Below are 15,967 nucleotides of genomic sequence, written 5' to 3' on the forward strand. Positions count from 1 at the left end.
CCCGAGCGCGGGTGTTCGTCAGATCCGCTCCGGCAGCACCGCCGAGACCCTCGTGTAGACACCCGGGTTCTCCGCCTGCCCGCAGCCGCTCCCCCACGACACCAGGCCGACGAGAAGCCCGTTGGCCACCAGCGGTCCGCCGCTGTCCCCCTGGCACGCGTCCCTGCCGCCTTGCGGGTCGCCCGCGCACAGCATCGTGTCGCTGCGGTACCGGACGCCGAAACCGCCCGGGTACGCCCGCTCGCACGCCGTGTCCGGCAGCACCTGGATCCGGGCCGTCCGCAGCGTGGAGGCGTAGGTCCCGTTGCCGGTCGTGTCACCCCAGCCGTAGACGTCCGCCTCCGTACCGGGCGTGTGCGCCGGGTCCCCCGCGGGGGCGACACCGATCACGTACGACTGCGGCAGCGCGCTCGCGAGCGTCAGCACCGCGAGATCGCCCGAGTTCGACGTCGGGTCGTAGTCGGGATCGACCCAGGTGTCCGAGATCCCGACCTCCTGCCCGCCCTGCCCGCGCAGCGCGGCACGGCCCGCGATGACCACGAAGTCGCGCACTTCCCACGGCTCTCCGCCGAGGACCTCTCGGCCCAGGCAGTGGGCCGCCGTGAGCACCTTGGTCGGCGCGACGACCACGCCGCCGCAGAACTGGCCCGCCCGCGTACCCCCGAACCGGTCACGGCTGGACAGCGCCACGACCCACGGCGCGTCCGTGATCAGTGCCTGCCGGCCGCCCACGACGACGCTGTCGGCGGCTGCGGGGGCGGCGGTGGCGAGCTGCCCCGCCGCAGCCGTGATCAGGCCCAGGGCACCCGTCAAGGCGCGGGTGAAGGGACCACGCATGGAGCCTCCTGACTCTCCGGTGATGTCGGTTCACCCAGCGTCCTGCACGCACCCGCCCCGCGCATACGCGCACACGCGAAAGACCCGGTTCCTCCCTCTCGGGGAACCGGGTCTTTCGCGTACCGCTCTACACCTCGGAAGGATCAGTCGAGGTAGTCGCGCAGGACCTGCGAACGCGACGGGTGGCGCAGCTTCGACATCGTCTTCGACTCGATCTGGCGGATCCGCTCTCGCGTCACGCCGTAGACCTTGCCGATCTCGTCCAGCGTCTTCGGCTGGCCGTCGGTGAGGCCGAAGCGCATCGAGACGACACCCGCCTCACGCTCGGAGAGGGTGTCGAGCACGGAGTGCAGCTGCTCCTGGAGGAGCGTGAAGCTCACCGCGTCGGCGGGCACGACCGCCTCGGAGTCCTCGATGAGGTCGCCGAACTCGCTGTCTCCGTCCTCACCCAGCGGGGTGTGGAGGGAGATCGGCTCACGGCCGTACTTCTGGACCTCGATGACCTTCTCAGGGGTCATGTCGAGCTCCTTGGCCAGCTCCTCCGGGGTGGGCTCACGGCCCAGGTCCTGGAGCATCTGACGCTGCACACGCGCGAGCTTGTTGATGACCTCGACCATGTGCACCGGGATACGGATGGTGCGGGCCTGGTCGGCCATGGCGCGGGTGATCGCCTGACGGATCCACCAGGTGGCGTACGTGGAGAACTTGTAGCCCTTGGTGTAGTCGAACTTCTCGACCGCGCGGATGAGACCCAGGTTGCCTTCCTGGATCAGGTCCAGGAAGAGCATGCCGCGGCCGGTGTAGCGCTTGGCCAGGGAGACCACCAGACGGAGGTTGGCCTCCAGGAGGTGGTTCTTGGCCCGGCGGCCGTCCTCGGCGATGATCTCCAGCTCGCGCTTGAGCTTCGGAGCGAGCTTGTCCGAGTTCGCCAGCTTGTCCTCGGCGAACAGGCCGGCCTCGATGCGCTTGGCGAGCTCGACCTCCTGCTCGGCGTTGAGCAGCGGGACCTTGCCGATCTGCTTGAGGTAGTCCTTGACCGGGTCGGCGGTGGCACCGGCGACGGCGACCTGCTGCGCCGGAGCGTCGTCCTCGTCCTCGTCGGACAGGACGAAGCCCTTGCTCTCGCCTTCGGTCTCTTCCTCTTCGCCCTTGCCGGGCGCGACGTCCTCGAGGAGCTCCTCGCCCTCGGCGAGCTCGTCTGCGTCCTTCTTGGACGTGGTCTTCTTGGCCGCCGTCTTCTTGGCGACGGTCTTCTTGGCCACCGTCTTCTTGGCGACGGTCTTCTTCGCGGCCGCCTTCTTGGCAGGCGATCCGGCCTCGTCGGCCAGGTCGTCGCCGTCCGTCGCGGCAGCCGTCGCGGCCGTGACGGTGGTCTTCGTCACGGTCGTCCTGGCAGTGACGGTCTTGGTGGCGGTGCGCTTGGCCGGGCTCTTCGCAGCGACGCTCTTGCGGGCGCGCTTCGGCGACTCCGCTGCACTGACCATCAGCGTCACACCCTCTTCCTCGAGGATCTGATTGAGGCTGCGCAGAACATTCTTCCACTGGGTTGGCGGAATCTGGTCGGCTTCGAAGGCCCGACGCACGTCATCGCCGGCGATCTGCCCATCAGCCTTTCCCCGCTCGATGAGCGCCATCACAGACTCGGACTCGGCGATCTCCGGCGGGAGCGTACGGGATGTGCTGGCCGACACGAACAACCTCTCGGAACGATGGAAACGGCTTCCGGCCCCGCCCTGGATAGGGACTGGGCCGACGACCGTCGGCGGGAAGTGTGCCGACGGCGCGGGTTGGGCCGGGGAACTGCACAGCGCCTCGAGCGGCTGCTGTATTCCTTCCTCGGCTGTCACCTCTTAGGTCATCGCACGGCTCGGAGGAGTGTTACGCCCAATCTTCGTGGCCCGAGTCACACCTCATTCGCGGCGAAACGGCCGAAGCGGTAGATCATGGCACATTCGCGCCGCCGGAACCCTGGCGCCATCCGGGGAGACCCGACCGGGCTCCCCGGACCGCGCTCGGACCCGGCGGCACGCGATGTGTGCGCCTCCGCGCTCCCGGCCACGGCCCGCGGTCAGTGTTCGCGGGGGGCGGGGACGACGCGCTCCACCTCGGGGTGGACCGTCAGCAGCTGGCGCATGGCGGCTTCGGCGCCCTGCGCGTCCCCCGCCGCCAGCGCGTCGACGATCCGGGCGTGGTGGCCGAGGCACGCCTCGCTCGGGCGGTCACAGCCCGTGACGGGACCGCCGGAGACCTGGAGCGCGGCGCCGACGATGCCGGAGAGGTGCTCCAGCATGCGGTTCCCGGCGAGCTGGATGAGCAGGGAGTGGAACTCGGTGTCCGCGCGGGAGAAGGTGATCGCGTCACCCTGGGCGTACGCGTGCCCCATGATCTCGACCATGTCGGCGAGGCGCTGCTGGACGTCCTCGCGGCCGTGCCCGGCGGCGAGGCGGGCGGCCAGGGGCTCGATGGTCCAGCGCAGCTCGTTCAGCTCGCGGCGCTGGTCGTCGCGCTGCGGGCCGAAGGCGCGCCACTCGATGATGTCGGGGTCGAGGAGGTTCCAGTCGCTGACGGGCCGCACGCGGGTGCCGACGTTGGGGCGGGCGCTGACGAGGCCCTTGGCCTCCAGCACGCGCAGCGACTCGCGCACGACGGTGCGTGAGACCTCGAAGCGCTGGCCGATCTCCTCGGGGACGAGGGGGCGGTCGGCGCCGAGGTCGCCGGAGACGATCATCTGACCGAGCTGCTGGACGAGCTGGCCGTGGAGCCCGCGGCCCCGGCTGCCGGCGCTGCGGCGGCCGACGCGGCCCAGGTCGGTGTCCACACCCTCCCAGGAGGGCGGGCCCACGCGACCGGCGCCGGGCGCCTCCGCGTAGGGGTAGCGGTCGAGATCGCCCGGGGCGCCGAGGCCGGACTCGACGGGACGGGCGGCGGTCATCATGGTGTGCGCAAGGGTACTCACGCATCCTTTGTCGGCGTTGCTTCCGTGACCCTTGAGGTCTTTGGTGAAAAGCACACGAAAGGGTGATCGGCACCCCCTACACAATTGACGATTATTCGGACATAGGGGGCAATTTTTAAGGGAGTTGCCCGAAGACCGGAATCTTTCGGTCCGAAAGTGATCACCAACGGGCCCTCCGGCGAAGCCCCGTGAACACATAGGCACAGAGCAGGCCCGTCAACACCAGCGAGAGCGCCACTCCCGCGGGCTGACCGACCACTCGCAGCGCACCCGCCAACCACCGGTCGGCCCCCGGGGACCACTGCGGACCGGCGATCTCGCGCAACCGCGCCGGCAGCCCGGCGACCGAGCGCACCGACGGACCGGTGAGCACCTGCTGCAGGAGCGGAACGAAGGCGACGGGTACGGCGAGGACCGCTGCCACACCGGCGGCGGCCGCCCGGAACACCCCGGCGCCCAGTACCCCCGCCCAGGCACACCCCACGAGCAGTCCCAGCCAACTCGCACAGAGCGATGGCCAGTTGGACGGTACGGGAATCAACTCGGCACCGTAGACGAGCCTGAGGGCCCCCAGGTCCGCCGCCGCGACGAGCACCCCTAGACCGAGGGCGACGGCCGCCGCCACGACGAGCTTGGCGAACAGCAGGCCGAGCCGTCGGGGCACGGCGCCGCGGCCGACGGTGAGCGCGGGGTAGCGGTACTCCTCGCCGAAGGAGAAGGCGCCGATCAGCCCCGCCCCGAGGGCGGCGGGCGGCAGCGGGGAGATCGCCGGCCATCCGGCGAGGACGACGGGCAGGGCGGCCGATCCCCCGCGCGCGAGGAGCAGGGCGAGGGTCGCGGAGACGAGCAGGACCATCGCCACGACGAGCGGGGTGCTCGGCACGCCGACGAGCCGGTGGAGCTCGTACCGCAGGGGGCGCGAGGGCGAGCGCGCCGGTTTCCGTGCGCGAGGCCTCTCCTCGGCCGAGTCGCCGGTCGCGGTGGCGCCGGACGCCTGCCCTGCGTCCCGGGAGGGCGGGACCGGTCGCTGGGGGGCCTCTTGCCCGGAGGTGTCACGCGCGGACGCGCCGTCCTCCTGCGATCGGGGCGCGGGGGCCGTGTCGCCGATCTCGTCGGCGAGCCGGTGGACCACGACGCCGTGCCGGAACGCGGTGTCGCCGACGGCGGCGCAGTCGCTGCCGTAGACCGACAGCAGGTTGCCGTTCTCCGCCACCACCTCGACCGGTCGGCGGGCGGCCCTGGCCTCCTGGGTCACGGCGGCGGCCAGGCGCGCGACGTGGGGGGTGCGGACGGCGACGCGGGGTCGCAGCCGGGTGCGCGCGAACTCGGTCGCATCCTGGTCTCCGACGATCCGGCCGCGGTCGAGGGTCACGACCCGGTCGGCGTTGCGCGCCGCGTCCTTGGGGTCCTGTGTCGTGTAGAGCACTGTTCCCCCGCCGGCCGCGTGTGCGCGCAGGAGTTCGTACAGCCATGCGCTGTCGGCGAGGGAGAGTCCGGCGCCCGGCTCGTCGAGCAGCAGGGCATGCGGGGTGCCCAACAGCGCGCACGCCAGGCCGAGTCGACGCTCCGCCGCGAGCGGAAGGGTGCCGATCCGTCGCCCTTCGAGACCCGCGAGCCCGACGGCCCGCAGCACTTCACCGGCCCGCGCGCGGGGAGTTCCGGACGCTGCGCCGAGCATGCGCAGCTGCCCGCGGAGCGTGCGGGAGGGGTGCCCGGGGACGTCGCCGAGGAACACACCGACCTCGCGCGACGGATGGGCCACGCCGTGCAGCGGCCGGCCCCGGAAGTGCGTGATCCCCCGGCCCGGATCGAGGTCGAGCATGAGCCGCAGCGTGGTGGTCTTGCCGGAGCCCGGGGGGCCGAGGAGCGCGGTCACGGCCCCCGGCCGCGCCTCGAAGGTCAGATCGTCCACGGCGGGCGGGCGATCGCGGCGGGGCGTACTGGTCAGTCCGATTGCCTGGAGCATCGCTTCTCTCGCGGTAGGTGACACCGCTCCGCGGCAGGGCGGCGCTATCGCAGCAAGATAACGCTACATTTCGGACTTTCGGTGCAGGGTTGGCGTCCTGGGCACCGGGCGGCCGGGTCGGTCAGACCTCGGGGCGCAGCATCGGCGGGTTGAGAAGGGTGGCTCCACCTGCTCTGAAGAGCTGGGCGGGACGGCCTCCCTGACGGGTCGTGGTGCCGCCGGCCGGGACCAGGAAGCCGGGCGTGCCGGTCACCTTGCGGTGGAAGTTGCGCGGATCGAGGGCGACACCCCAGACGGCCTCGTAGACGCGCCGCAGCTCTCCGACGGTGAACTCCGGCGGACAGAAAGCTGTGGCCAGGGAGGAGTACTCGATCTTGGAACGGGCCCGTTCCACTCCGTCGGCGAGGATCTGGGCGTGGTCGAAGGCGAGCGGCTCGGCTCCCCCGCCCGCGGCCCCCTCGTCACCGACCGGCCCGTCCTCACCGAGCAGCTCCCCGACCGTGGCCCAGCGGGCGCTGTTCGCGTCTCCGCCCGCCCGCGGCGCGGGAAGGTCCGGGGCCAGCGCCAGGTGCGCGACGCTGACCACCCGCATGCGCGGGTCGCGGTCGGGAGCCCCGTAGGTGGCCAGCTGCTCCAGGTGTGCGCCGTTGCCCGGTACGGGCGGCGGGTCGCCCGGATCGTGGGCGCGCAGGCCGGTCTCCTCGACCAGCTCGCGGGCGGCCGCGGCGCCGAGGTCCTCGCCCTCGCGGACGAAGCCGCCGGGGAGTGCCCACCGTCCCTGGAACGGCGGTTCCCCTCTCTTCACGATCAAGGTGCACAGCGCATGGCGCCGCACGGTGAGCACGACCAGATCGACGGTGACAGCGAAAGGCGGGTAGGCCGACGGGTCGTAGGGAGGCATGCCGCGATCATAGTCGTCTCCCTGACGATAAACACGCCTCGCGGAAGGATCTGCGACGACTTCTTCGCCGCGCCGTGAAGCTTCCGTCGTGTCTGCGCCCGGCATCCCGTCACACCCCCAGTTGAAGGCCCTCTGCGGCCTCCTCGACCATACCGAGACCGAGCCTGCCGACCCGCACGGCGAAGGGCTCTCCCGCCACCACGAGTCCCGACAGCCGGATCGCTCCGAGCGGGGCCGAGGGCATGGGATGCACCGAGACGGAGCGCCCCGGCACGTCGGGGCGGATCCCGGCGAGGGCGACGAGAGCCTGGACCGCTCCGGCCGCCGCGACGGCCGCCGGTCTGCAGGCGGCCGGGTGCGGCACCGGACGCCCTCCCGCCGTCCGCTGCTCTCCCGCGTACATCTCGGGAAGCCGGTACGCGAAGGCAGCCGAGGCGTCGAGCAGCCCGCGCAGCAGGGAGGCGGCCTCCTTCTCGTGGCCGGCGGCGGCGAGACCGGCCACGGCAACCGCCGTCTCGTGCACCCGGACCGCGCCGGCCCGGTGCCCGAAGGGGTTGTGGCCGGGCTCCTTGGTCCCCAGTCCGCGCAGTCCCCAGCCGGAGTCGAGGGCCGGGGTGGCGAGCAGTCTGGCCAGCTGCTCTGCCTCTGCCCTGTCCAGCAGGCCCTGGGCGTACCTGCCGCCGCCCAGCAGGCCGGTGTCGAGCAGGTGCGCCGCCCAGCCGCCCAGCTGGGACCAGGCCCGGCCGTCCGGCGCGCGGGCGACGGCGGGCCGGCCCCCCGCCCGGTCGTCGAGCCAGAACTCGCGCCGGAACCGCTCCCGCAGTGTTCGCGCGCCGTCGCGCAGGGCGTCTCCCCCAGGCCGCCCGCAGGCATAGAGCAGGTCTGCGCCGAGCAGGGCCGCACGGTGCGCGTGGGCCTGGGTCTCGGCCCGCCAGGGCCCGGCGGGCCCCGGGTCGGGCACGAGGCCGCTGGTGCCTGCTGCCGTGCGGCGCAGCCAGCCGAGGCATCGCTCGGCCACGGGAAGCAGCTCCTCCAGGTCGGCGGCGGGCAGCCCCCAGCGGCGGGCCTCCGCGAGCACGACGGGAAAGGCGAGCGTGGCCTCGACGCCCGTGCAGCGGGGCGGGAGATGCGGGCCTGCGTCCCGGAGGGGGCCGGGGAGGCGTCCGGACTCGGGTCCGGTGCCCTGAAGCTGGGTGCGGCCCAGTGCGCGGAGCGTGGTCGCGGCCAGCCGGGTCCCGAGGGGGAGGACCATGCGGGCCGCCCAGAGGGCCTCGGCGGTGACCGGTCCGCAGCGCCAGGGGACGCCGGCCGCGAGATGGACGTCGGCGGGGTGGGCGGGGTCGCGCTGGAGGAGCGCCCGCAGGTCCTCGACGGAGGCTCTGAGCAGCTCCCCCGGGCGCGGATCGTCGCCCTCTGCCCGTGCCTCGGCGACGAGATGGCCGCCGGGTCGCCCTGCGCCGGCTCCCGAGGCGGCGGCGGAGCCGGCCGCCCGGTCGCCGCGCACCTGCAGCCGGATCGTGAAGGGCGCGCCGGGCGCCAGCTCGGCCTCCCACCGGAGAACACCGGCCGCTGCCAGGGAGTCCATGGGCGGCGGGTCCGCGGTGACGGCGACGGATCGGCCGTCTCCCGCGGTCCAGCGCAGTCCGGTGCCGTGGACGCTCGGGGTGAGGTCGGGTCCTGTCCGCCCGGACGCCACCGCGCCCAGGTCCGCGAGATCCGTGCCCAGAGCGATCTCCACGGGGAGCCGGAGGATGCGGCCTGTCGCGTTGCGCAGGGTGATGCGCTCGCTTCCGTCGGCGCCGCGCGAGCGCTCGACGGCGAGCCCGGGATCGGGTCCCGCGTCCCCGGGGACGCGCAGGACCCCGAGGAAGACCGCCCGGTCGGCGCCCGCCATCCGGCCCTGGAGCGCGAGGGGTTCGCGCCCCGCCACCCGCAGGACGCAGCGGGAGAGGAGCCGTCGTCCCGCCGCGTACACGCCCTCGGGTCCGTCTCCCGTGAGCTGGCCATGTTCGGCGCAGACGGCGAGGGCCGGCAGGGCCACACAGAGGAGTGCGCCGTGCACCGAAGGCAGTTCGCCAGGCCGCACCGCCCGTGGGGGCGTGGCGCCCACGCCGGACGGGTGTCCGTGCGGGGACGCCATCGGGTGTCCTGCGGGGCGCCCGGGGGCCGGGACGGGGCTGAGGGCCATGGCGGGTGTGGGGTGCTCTCTGTGCGGTCCGGGCGGCCGGCGCGGTGTCGGCGGGACGGTGCGTCCGACTCCGCCAGAGAGGTGAACGCGCGCGCGGGCGGCCGGGTCACGGTCGTCATCGGCCGCTCCTGCTGCCGCGCTGCCCGCCGGGGCGCGGGGCCGCGCTCCTCGGCCTGCCGGTGGCCGGGCCGCTCGGCCGGGCACCGGCCGGTGCCCGGCGCTCCCCGCCGGTCTGGCGTCCGGGCTTCCTGAGGCTGTGCCGGGGGGGCCGGGGGCTGGCGGCGGCCCGGGGCGCGATCCGTCGGCCGGACGCGGGAGCGGCCTGACCCGCCGCGGCGCGGGAGTCCCGCTCGCTCCTCAGGCAGGAGCGCAGCGACTCCGGGTCGAGTCCTTCGTTGCAGGCCTGGTGCAGCAGTCGGGCGAAGACGTACTCGGGGTCGGCGTCGAGGGCGAGTCCCAGGGCGACCCGGGCGGTCGGCTCGTCGCCCGTGGACCAGGCCGTCCAGCCCGCGAGGGTGAGCGGCGCGGCGGCGTGCTCCTGGTACGGGGTGACGCAACGGCGGGCCAGGACCCGCCAGAGCCGCAGGGCGGCGGTGCCCTCCCAGCCCTCCATCCATTCGGCGGCGCGGTCCCGGGTGGCCCGGTCCTGAAGTCCGAGGATGAGCGCGGCGGCCTCCTCCGTACCGATCAGGGCGTCGTCGGCCGCGTCGGCCGCCGCCACCCCGCCGGGAGGCTGTGTGCGGGCGTCCGGGCCGGCGAACCGGCGGAGGATCTCACGGGCGGTGCGCAGCGTCGTCTCGCGCACCTCTTCCCGTCCCCGGCCGGGCGGGCCTTCGAGGATCCGGGGCACGATCGAGGCGGCGGCCGCGTCGAGTGCGGCGCGCTGCGGCTCGTCCACGGGCGCGCCCTGGGGCTTGAGCCGGGCCTCCATGTCACGCAGCGAGCCCCGTACCTGAATTCCGGCGTACGCGGCGGTCGCCGCTGCCACCGAGGTGCCGACGAGCCCCATGGGCGTCCCGCCCGGCGGGCAGCACCGGTCGTCGGGGCAGCAGTAGGAGAAGTACAACCCGTCGGAGATGCAGAGGGCTTCGTAGACAGGGATGTCGAGGGCTCCGCAGGCGGTCCGCAGCCGCTGCGCGAAGGGGCGCAGCCGCTCCATGACCCTGCTGCCGGTCTCACCGGGCTCCGGGTCCTGGCACAGGAAGACGACGATCCCGTCCGGCCGGTCGCCGTTCCGCTCGCCGCTCTCGACGAGGCACTCGGCGAGGTGGTCCGCCGTGGACGCCCATTCGCGGGGTGAGCGCGGAATGCCGAGCCTGACCCGGCCGCCGAAGCGGCCGCGCTCGCCATGGAGGCCGACCAGGACGACGGAGTCGGTGGGGTGGAAGCCCAGCATGTAGGGCAAGGCGTCGGCCAGTTCCGCCGGGCTGCGCAGGGTGACCCGCTGGCCGTGGGAGGGTCCGCTGGTTTCGTGGTGATTCGCGTTCATGGTCACGACGGTCTCGTGATCTCCCGAATCGCGAAACCCCTGTGGATAACTCCCGGAACGCGACACCGCCTGCCCTGTGGAGTTGTCCACAGGGCCGACGGCTTGGCGGCTTCGAAACCCCTATGCTCGTGAGGGTTTGACGGTGCGTGAGGTGGCGGGATCGGAGGCTCAGCCCGCGGCGGCGAGGACCAGCGGCAGGACCTGTTCGGCACCGGCCTGGCGGAGCAGGCGGGCGGCGACGGCGAGGGTCCAGCCGGAGTCGGTGCAGTCGTCCACGAGCAGGACGGGCCCGGGGGTTCCGGCCAGCGCGCCCGCCAGGTCCTCGGGGACGGTCAAGGCGCCGGAGAGTGCCCTGAGGCGCTGGGCGGAGTTGCTGCGGCGTGCCGCGTGGGCACCGTCCGGCCCCGTGTAGCCCAGGGTGCCCAGGAAGGGGAGGCGTCCGACGGTGGCGATTCCCTGGGCGAGGGAGCCGACCAGCTGCGGGCGTGTCCGGGACGGCAGGGCGACGACTCCCACCGGCCGGGCGGACGCGTCCGGGACGTTCGGCGCCCAGCCGCCCGGGGAGCGCGCCCAGTCGGCGAGGACGGCGATCGCGGCCTTCAGGACGTCGTCGGGGACCGGGCCGTCGGGAGCGCTGTCGGCGAGCAGCGGGCGCAGTCGGTTGCCCCAGCCGATGTCCGAGAGCCGCCCCAGGGCGCGGCCGGTGGAGCACTGCTCTCCGGCGGGGATGCGTCCCTTGAGGTTGACGCCCAGTGCGGGCATCCCCGTCGGCCACATCCGGCGCGGCTCGACCTCCACGCCCGGACGGTCCAGTTCCTTCGTGGCTCCGGTCAGCGTCTCCGAGGAGACGGAGGAATCCGCCCAGGGCCCCGCGCAGTTGTCGCAGCGGCCGCACGGCACGGCCCCTTCGTCGTCCAGCTGCCGGCGCAGGAACTCCATTCGGCACCCGGAGGTGCTCACGTAGTCGCGCATGGCCTGCTGTTCGGCGGCCCGCTGCCGCGCCACCCACGCGTACCGCTCGGCGTCGTAGGTCCATTGCTGTCCGGTGGAGGTCCAGCCACCCTTCACCCGCTTGACGGCCCCGTCCACGTCGAGGACCTTCAGCATGGTCTCCAGCCGGGTGCGGCGAAGATCCACCGCCGCCTCCAGAGCCGGTACGGACAGCGGCCGTCCCGCGTCGGCGAGGGCCGAGAGGGTCTGCCGGACCAGGGCCTCGGGCGGGAAGGCGGTATCGGCGAAGTAGCGCCAGATGGCCTCGTCCTCCTTGCCCGGCAGCAGGAGGACGTCGGCGTGCTCGACGCCACGTCCCGCACGGCCGACCTGCTGGTAGTAGGCGATGGGGGACGACGGCGACCCCAGGTGCACCACGAAGCCGAGGTCGGGCTTGTCGAAGCCCATGCCCAGCGCCGAGGTCGCGACCAGGGCCTTGACCCGGTTCTCCTGCAGGTCGACCTCGGCCTGCAGCCGGTCGGCGTTCTCCGTCCGCCCCGTGTAGGAGGCCACGGTGAAGCCGCGCTGCCGCAGGAAGGCGGTCGCCTCCTCGGCGGCGGCCACGGTGAGGGCGTAGATGATCCCCGACCCCTGCAGCTCGTCCAGGTGCTCGGCGAGCCAGGCCAGTCGGTGCGCGGCGTCCGGAAGGCGGACCACGCCCAGGCGCAGGCTCTCCCGCTCCAGCGGGCCGCGCAGGACGAGGGCCTCGCCGGCTCCGGTGCCCAGCTGCTCGGCCACGTCAGCGGTCACGCGCGCGTTGGCCGTCGCGGTGGTGGCCAGTACCGGCACTCCGGGGGCGAGCTCGGCGAGCATCGCCCGCAGCCGGCGGTAGTCGGGCCGGAAGTCGTGGCCCCAGTCCGAGATGCAATGCGCCTCGTCGACCACGAGGAGACCGGTCGTGGCCGCGAGCTTGGGCAGCACCTGCTCCCTGAAGTCAACGGAGTTGAGACGCTCCGGGCTGACGAGGAGGACGTCGGTCTCGCCGCGCTCGACCTCGTCGTAGATGGTGTCCCACTCCTCCGGGTTGGCCGAGTTGATCGTGCGCGCCTGAATGCCCGCGCGCGCGGCCGACTCGACCTGGTTGCGCATCAGGGCGAGCAGCGGCGAGATGATCACCGTGGGGCCGGAGCCGCGCCGCCGCAGGAGCGCGGTGGCGACGAAGTACACGGCCGACTTGCCCCAGCCGGTCCGCTGCACCACCAGGGCCCGGCGCCGCTCCTCCACCAGGGCTGCCACCGCCTGCCACTGGTCTTCCCGCAGCCGCGCCGAACCTCCCGGCGCACCGACGAGCTCAGCGAGGATGGCATCGGCTTCGGCACGGAGCTCCTGGTTGTCCATGCCTCCATGCAACCCGATGGCACGGACAATCGCCCAACTCACTCAGTGTGACCCTCTGCTCGCACGCCGCTCGACCGCCGCGCGAGCGGTCGGGGACAGCCTGAGGGCGGAACGAATGTTTCCGCTGCGGCTCGCGCCCTCGGGGTGAAACAGGAGGGGAAACGGGGAGTGAACAATGGGCAACTGGGCAGGGATATGAAAGGCATACCGCCGCAATCCCGTCAGTGACCTCAATTGCTCATTGCCGCTCGCGCACGGGCCACGCCAGAATTGGGAAACCGCCCCGCACGGCCCGTCAGCGGCCTTGAAGGACCGTGCCGTGGTGCGCCCTCACCCGACTTTGCCCGCCGCGCGGGCGCGTATCCGAAGGGAGGACCGTGACCCTCGGATTCGCTCCGCCCACAGCCACCTCGACCACCTCGTCGCCAGGGTCCGCCAGCCGCCTCTCACGGACGCTCGAACCGGCCGAGTGGGCCGCGGCGGGAATCCCCCTGCTCGGCAATCCGCGTGAGGTCGTCAGCGGCCTGCACTCGCGCCACACCCCCACGCCCTCGACGGCGATCGTGGCGGTCCTGGACCACGAGGAGCGGCTCACCGCCAGCGCCTCGTTCGTCCGGCGCGCCATGCCCGCGGACGGCTGGGAGTTCCGCAACGCGCTCCTCGCGGCCCTGCGCCGCGTCATTCCGCACGACCTCCGGCGCCGCACCCCGGTGCGGACCGCGGTCCTGCTGTACTGCCGCGAGGGCGACGAGCGCTGGACGGAGGAGGACGGAGCCTGGATGTGGGGGCTCCGGGACGCCTGCACACTGCACGGACTCCGCTGCGGCGCGTACATCACGCTGACGCACGGGGGCTGGCAGGTGCTCGGCGAGGGCCGGGGAGGCCGTCGGCCGAGCTCCGACTCGCGCCCGGTCCCGCTCGGGAGCGAGACGGCCGAACTGGGCCACCACACGCCGAGAACGGCGAGCGGCGCGTCCGAGCCGCTGCGCCGCGCCGCCGCCCGCTGACGGTCACCCCTCCCGCCGGACCGGAGACCGGTTCGGCGGGGAGGAAAGACTCACCAGGCATGCGCAGAGGCCGGTCGACCCCGGACCGGTCAGACCCCGGCGCCGACGAGCGCCGCGACCCGCTCCGGCTCGCCGCAGACGATCAGCAGCGCGCCCGCGCGGGCCATCGCCGACGGCAGGGCCCGGGCAGCGGTCTCGTCGTCGCCGCCGTTGACGGCGACGATCACCACGGGCCGGGCGGCGGCCCGCTCGACGGCGGCCGCGTCCGCGAAGAACACGTCGTCGCCGGTGTCCTGCTGGGCCCAGTAGGCGGCCTCGCCGAAGGACAGCTCGTGAGCCGTCCACGGGTGCTGGTCGCCGGTGGTCAGGACCAGGACCTCGCCGGGCGCCCGGCCGCTCTCCAGGAGCAGGTCCAGGGCCTCCTCGGCGGCGTCCAGCGCACCGTCGGCCGGGGCCGGGATGACCTGGAGCTGCGGGGTGGACCGCTGGTCGGAACGATTCTCCGGACCGGTGGCCGGGGACTGCCCGGCTCCGGGGCGGGGGGCCGGCGGAGCGGGCTTCGCCGGGCCGGGGACCGGACGTCCGGGTCGCGGAGAGGCCGCGGAACGCGGGCCGGGTACGGGACGAGGGGTCGACGCGGGGCGGCCGGCGGCCGCGGTGGCGCGGGGACCCTGGGCGCTCTCGTGAATCTGAGGCTCCTCGGGGGTGAGAGGCATGGGTGGATGTCTATCAAACGCCGCTGCGCGGGGCATCGGCGGGTGGGCGCACAGGTGCGCCCCGGCTGCTCGGACGGCCTTGGAGAAGGGCTCGGCAGCCGGAAGTTCAGAAGTCGAAGCCGAGTTGGCCCCCGCTTTCCAGCGCGGCCGCCTCCGCGGAGAGGCGGACCTTCTTGAGGTGGCGCCACCGGGGCAACGCGTCCAGGTACGACCAGGAGAGACGGTGGTACGGGGTGGGCCCCAGCTCCTCCAGCGCGGCCTTGTGGACCGGCGAAGGGTAGCCCGCGTTCGCCGCGAAGCCGAACGCGGCGCAGTCCTCCGCGCCGGCCTCCAGCTCCGCCATGACGGTGTCCCGCCGGACCTTGGCGATGACGGAGGCGGCGGCCACGGCGACACAGGACTGGTCGCCCTTGATCACCGTACGGACCTGCCAGGGGCTGCCGAGATAGTCGTGCTTGCCGTCGAGGATCACGGCGTCCGGCCGGACGGGGAGCCCTTCGAGGGCCCGGACCGCGGCGAGCCGGAGCGCCGCGGTCATCCCGAGTTCGTCGATCTCCTGCGGGGAGGCGTCGCCGAGCGCGTACGCCGTGACCCACTGCTCCAGCTCCGCGGCGAGCGCGGTGCGGCGCTTGGGGGTGAGCAGCTTGGAGTCGGTGAGTCCGGTGGGTGGGCGGCGCAGTCCTGTGACGGCCGCGCACACCGTGACGGGACCGGCCCACGCCCCGCGCCCGACCTCGTCGACTCCGGCGACGATCCTGGCGCCGGTGGTCGCTCGGAGCGATCGCTCGACAGTGTGGGTGGGAGGTTGGTACGGCATGGCGCCAGCCAGGTTACGCCGCCCGGTGCCGCCCGCGATACCCGGATTCCCCTCAGGCGGCCCCGGCCCGGAGCAGCGGCACCATGACCCGGTCGATCATGTCGGCGATCTCGCGATCCGGCCATTCGCTCCCGCACACCTTGGAGCGGTACATCATCAGGGCGGGGACCACGTCGAGCACCAGCTCGCCGATCGCGTCGGCCCGCACGTCACCGCGCTGGATTCCGCGCCGCAGAACGTCCTTGAAGAGTCGGGTGGAGGGTTCGGTCACACCAGCGACGATCAGTTCATGGAACCTCTGAGCGGACTCCGCATCGCATTCGTGAAGGACCGCACGCAGGGCGTGGCCGGGCTTGGAGAACATCACGTCACGGACCCTGAGACACAGCGCGTAGAGGTCCTCGCGGACGCTCCCGAGGTCCGGCGCCGCGTCGAGCTTCGGCAGCCCGGCCTGGAGGGCCTCCGCGACGAGGTCTTCCTTCGACGGCCAGCGCCGGTACACCGCGGCTTTGCCCGTCTGAGCGCCGACCGCGACACCCTCCATCGTGAGGCCGTTCCAGCCGACGCTGCCCAGCTGTTCGAGCGTGGCCTCCAGAATGGCCCGTTCCAGTACGGCGCCGCGGCGCCGCGGAGACACCCCCTCCGGCCGAGCGGCGACCGTGGAGCGCGAAGTAACCATCAGGATCTCTCCGTTGAGCAAGTCGATCGGGGCACCGGCAGCGCCCAGTGAACGGTTGCGTTCACTGAGGGGGACTCACTACC

General features: G+C 73.3%; 12 protein-coding genes. 1 reads left to right on the forward strand and 11 read right to left on the reverse strand.

Translation table 11 applies throughout. The features are described 5' to 3' along the window. Positions 1-18: 18 nt before the first annotated feature. The 8 genes from DEJ46_RS10085 to DEJ46_RS10120 all read right to left on the reverse strand — a co-directional run bounded on the left by DEJ46_RS10085 (position 19) and on the right by DEJ46_RS10120 (position 12,665). Positions 19-837 carry a serine protease gene (locus tag DEJ46_RS10085; RefSeq protein ID WP_150265365.1) on the reverse strand — a complete coding sequence of 273 codons (819 nt, stop codon included), beginning with the start codon at positions 835-837 and terminating at the stop codon, positions 19-21. A 143-nt stretch (positions 838-980) separates the two neighbouring features. Beyond that, a complete protein-coding gene (locus DEJ46_RS10090) occupies positions 981-2,528 on the reverse strand; it encodes an RNA polymerase sigma factor (protein ID WP_055645983.1) in 1,548 nt (515 codons plus the stop codon). Positions 2,529-2,905: 377 nt separating this feature from the next. Continuing rightward, positions 2,906-3,793: a FadR/GntR family transcriptional regulator gene (locus tag DEJ46_RS10095; RefSeq protein WP_079037384.1), complete on the reverse strand. Its 888-nt coding sequence runs from the start codon at positions 3,791-3,793 to the stop codon at positions 2,906-2,908. Positions 3,794-3,953: 160 nt separating this feature from the next. Beyond that, positions 3,954-5,759 (reverse strand): ABC transporter ATP-binding protein, encoded by a 1,806-nt coding sequence (locus tag DEJ46_RS10100; protein ID WP_150265367.1) that lies wholly within the window; start codon positions 5,757-5,759, stop codon positions 3,954-3,956. A gap of 121 nt (positions 5,760-5,880) precedes the next feature. Further along, entirely contained in the window at positions 5,881-6,660 is a 780-nt protein-coding gene (locus DEJ46_RS10105; protein ID WP_150265369.1) for an NUDIX hydrolase, read from the reverse strand. Positions 6,661-6,769: 109 nt separating this feature from the next. Beyond that, positions 6,770-8,848 (reverse strand): glycogen debranching N-terminal domain-containing protein, encoded by a 2,079-nt coding sequence (locus DEJ46_RS10110; RefSeq protein ID WP_150265370.1) that lies wholly within the window; start codon positions 8,846-8,848, stop codon positions 6,770-6,772. A 115-nt stretch (positions 8,849-8,963) separates the two neighbouring features. Beyond that, entirely contained in the window at positions 8,964-10,337 is a 1,374-nt protein-coding gene (locus DEJ46_RS10115; RefSeq protein WP_150265372.1) for a DUF4192 domain-containing protein, read from the reverse strand. A gap of 168 nt (positions 10,338-10,505) precedes the next feature. Next, positions 10,506-12,665: a RecQ family ATP-dependent DNA helicase gene (locus DEJ46_RS10120; RefSeq protein WP_150265374.1), complete on the reverse strand. Its 2,160-nt coding sequence runs from the start codon at positions 12,663-12,665 to the stop codon at positions 10,506-10,508. A gap of 377 nt (positions 12,666-13,042) precedes the next feature. Here DEJ46_RS10120 and DEJ46_RS10125 point away from each other — a divergent pair, with 377 nt between their 5' ends. Beyond that, entirely contained in the window at positions 13,043-13,672 is a 630-nt protein-coding gene (locus DEJ46_RS10125) for a hypothetical protein (RefSeq protein ID WP_150265376.1), read from the forward strand. Positions 13,673-13,761: 89 nt separating this feature from the next. On the opposite strand, the gene DEJ46_RS10130 is transcribed toward DEJ46_RS10125, so the two are convergent. The 3 genes from DEJ46_RS10130 to DEJ46_RS10140 form a co-directional block, all read right to left on the reverse strand. Further along, the gene (locus tag DEJ46_RS10130; RefSeq protein ID WP_150265378.1) at positions 13,762-14,388 is read right to left on the reverse strand and encodes a hypothetical protein; all 627 of its coding nucleotides are present in this window, start codon (positions 14,386-14,388) and stop codon (positions 13,762-13,764) included. Between the two features lie 106 nt (positions 14,389-14,494). Further along, positions 14,495-15,205: a ribonuclease HII gene (locus tag DEJ46_RS10135; RefSeq protein ID WP_150265380.1), complete on the reverse strand. Its 711-nt coding sequence runs from the start codon at positions 15,203-15,205 to the stop codon at positions 14,495-14,497. Positions 15,206-15,257: 52 nt separating this feature from the next. Further along, the gene (locus DEJ46_RS10140; protein WP_150265382.1) at positions 15,258-15,884 is read right to left on the reverse strand and encodes a TetR/AcrR family transcriptional regulator; all 627 of its coding nucleotides are present in this window, start codon (positions 15,882-15,884) and stop codon (positions 15,258-15,260) included. Positions 15,885-15,967: the final 83 nt, after the last annotated feature.

The sequence above is a fragment of the Streptomyces venezuelae genome, assembly GCF_008642375.1.
Taxonomy (GTDB): Bacteria; Actinomycetota; Actinomycetes; order Streptomycetales; family Streptomycetaceae; genus Streptomyces; species Streptomyces venezuelae_G.

Coding starts and splice junctions, on each gene's coding strand:
- DEJ46_RS10085 (WP_150265365.1), bottom strand. CDS start 837: ATGCGTGGTCCCTTCACCCGCGCCTTGACGGGTGCCCTGGGCCTGATC.
- DEJ46_RS10100 (WP_150265367.1), bottom strand. CDS start 5,759: ATGCTCCAGGCAATCGGACTGACCAGTACGCCCCGCCGCGATCGCCCG.
- DEJ46_RS10105 (WP_150265369.1), bottom strand. CDS start 6,660: ATGCCTCCCTACGACCCGTCGGCCTACCCGCCTTTCGCTGTCACCGTC.
- DEJ46_RS10110 (WP_150265370.1), bottom strand. CDS start 8,848: ATGGCCCTCAGCCCCGTCCCGGCCCCCGGGCGCCCCGCAGGACACCCG.
- DEJ46_RS10115 (WP_150265372.1), bottom strand. CDS start 10,337: ATGAACGCGAATCACCACGAAACCAGCGGACCCTCCCACGGCCAGCGG.
- DEJ46_RS10120 (WP_150265374.1), bottom strand. CDS start 12,665: ATGGACAACCAGGAGCTCCGTGCCGAAGCCGATGCCATCCTCGCTGAG.
- DEJ46_RS10130 (WP_150265378.1), bottom strand. CDS start 14,388: ATGCCTCTCACCCCCGAGGAGCCTCAGATTCACGAGAGCGCCCAGGGT.
- DEJ46_RS10135 (WP_150265380.1), bottom strand. CDS start 15,205: ATGCCGTACCAACCTCCCACCCACACTGTCGAGCGATCGCTCCGAGCG.
- DEJ46_RS10140 (WP_150265382.1), bottom strand. CDS start 15,884: ATGGTTACTTCGCGCTCCACGGTCGCCGCTCGGCCGGAGGGGGTGTCT.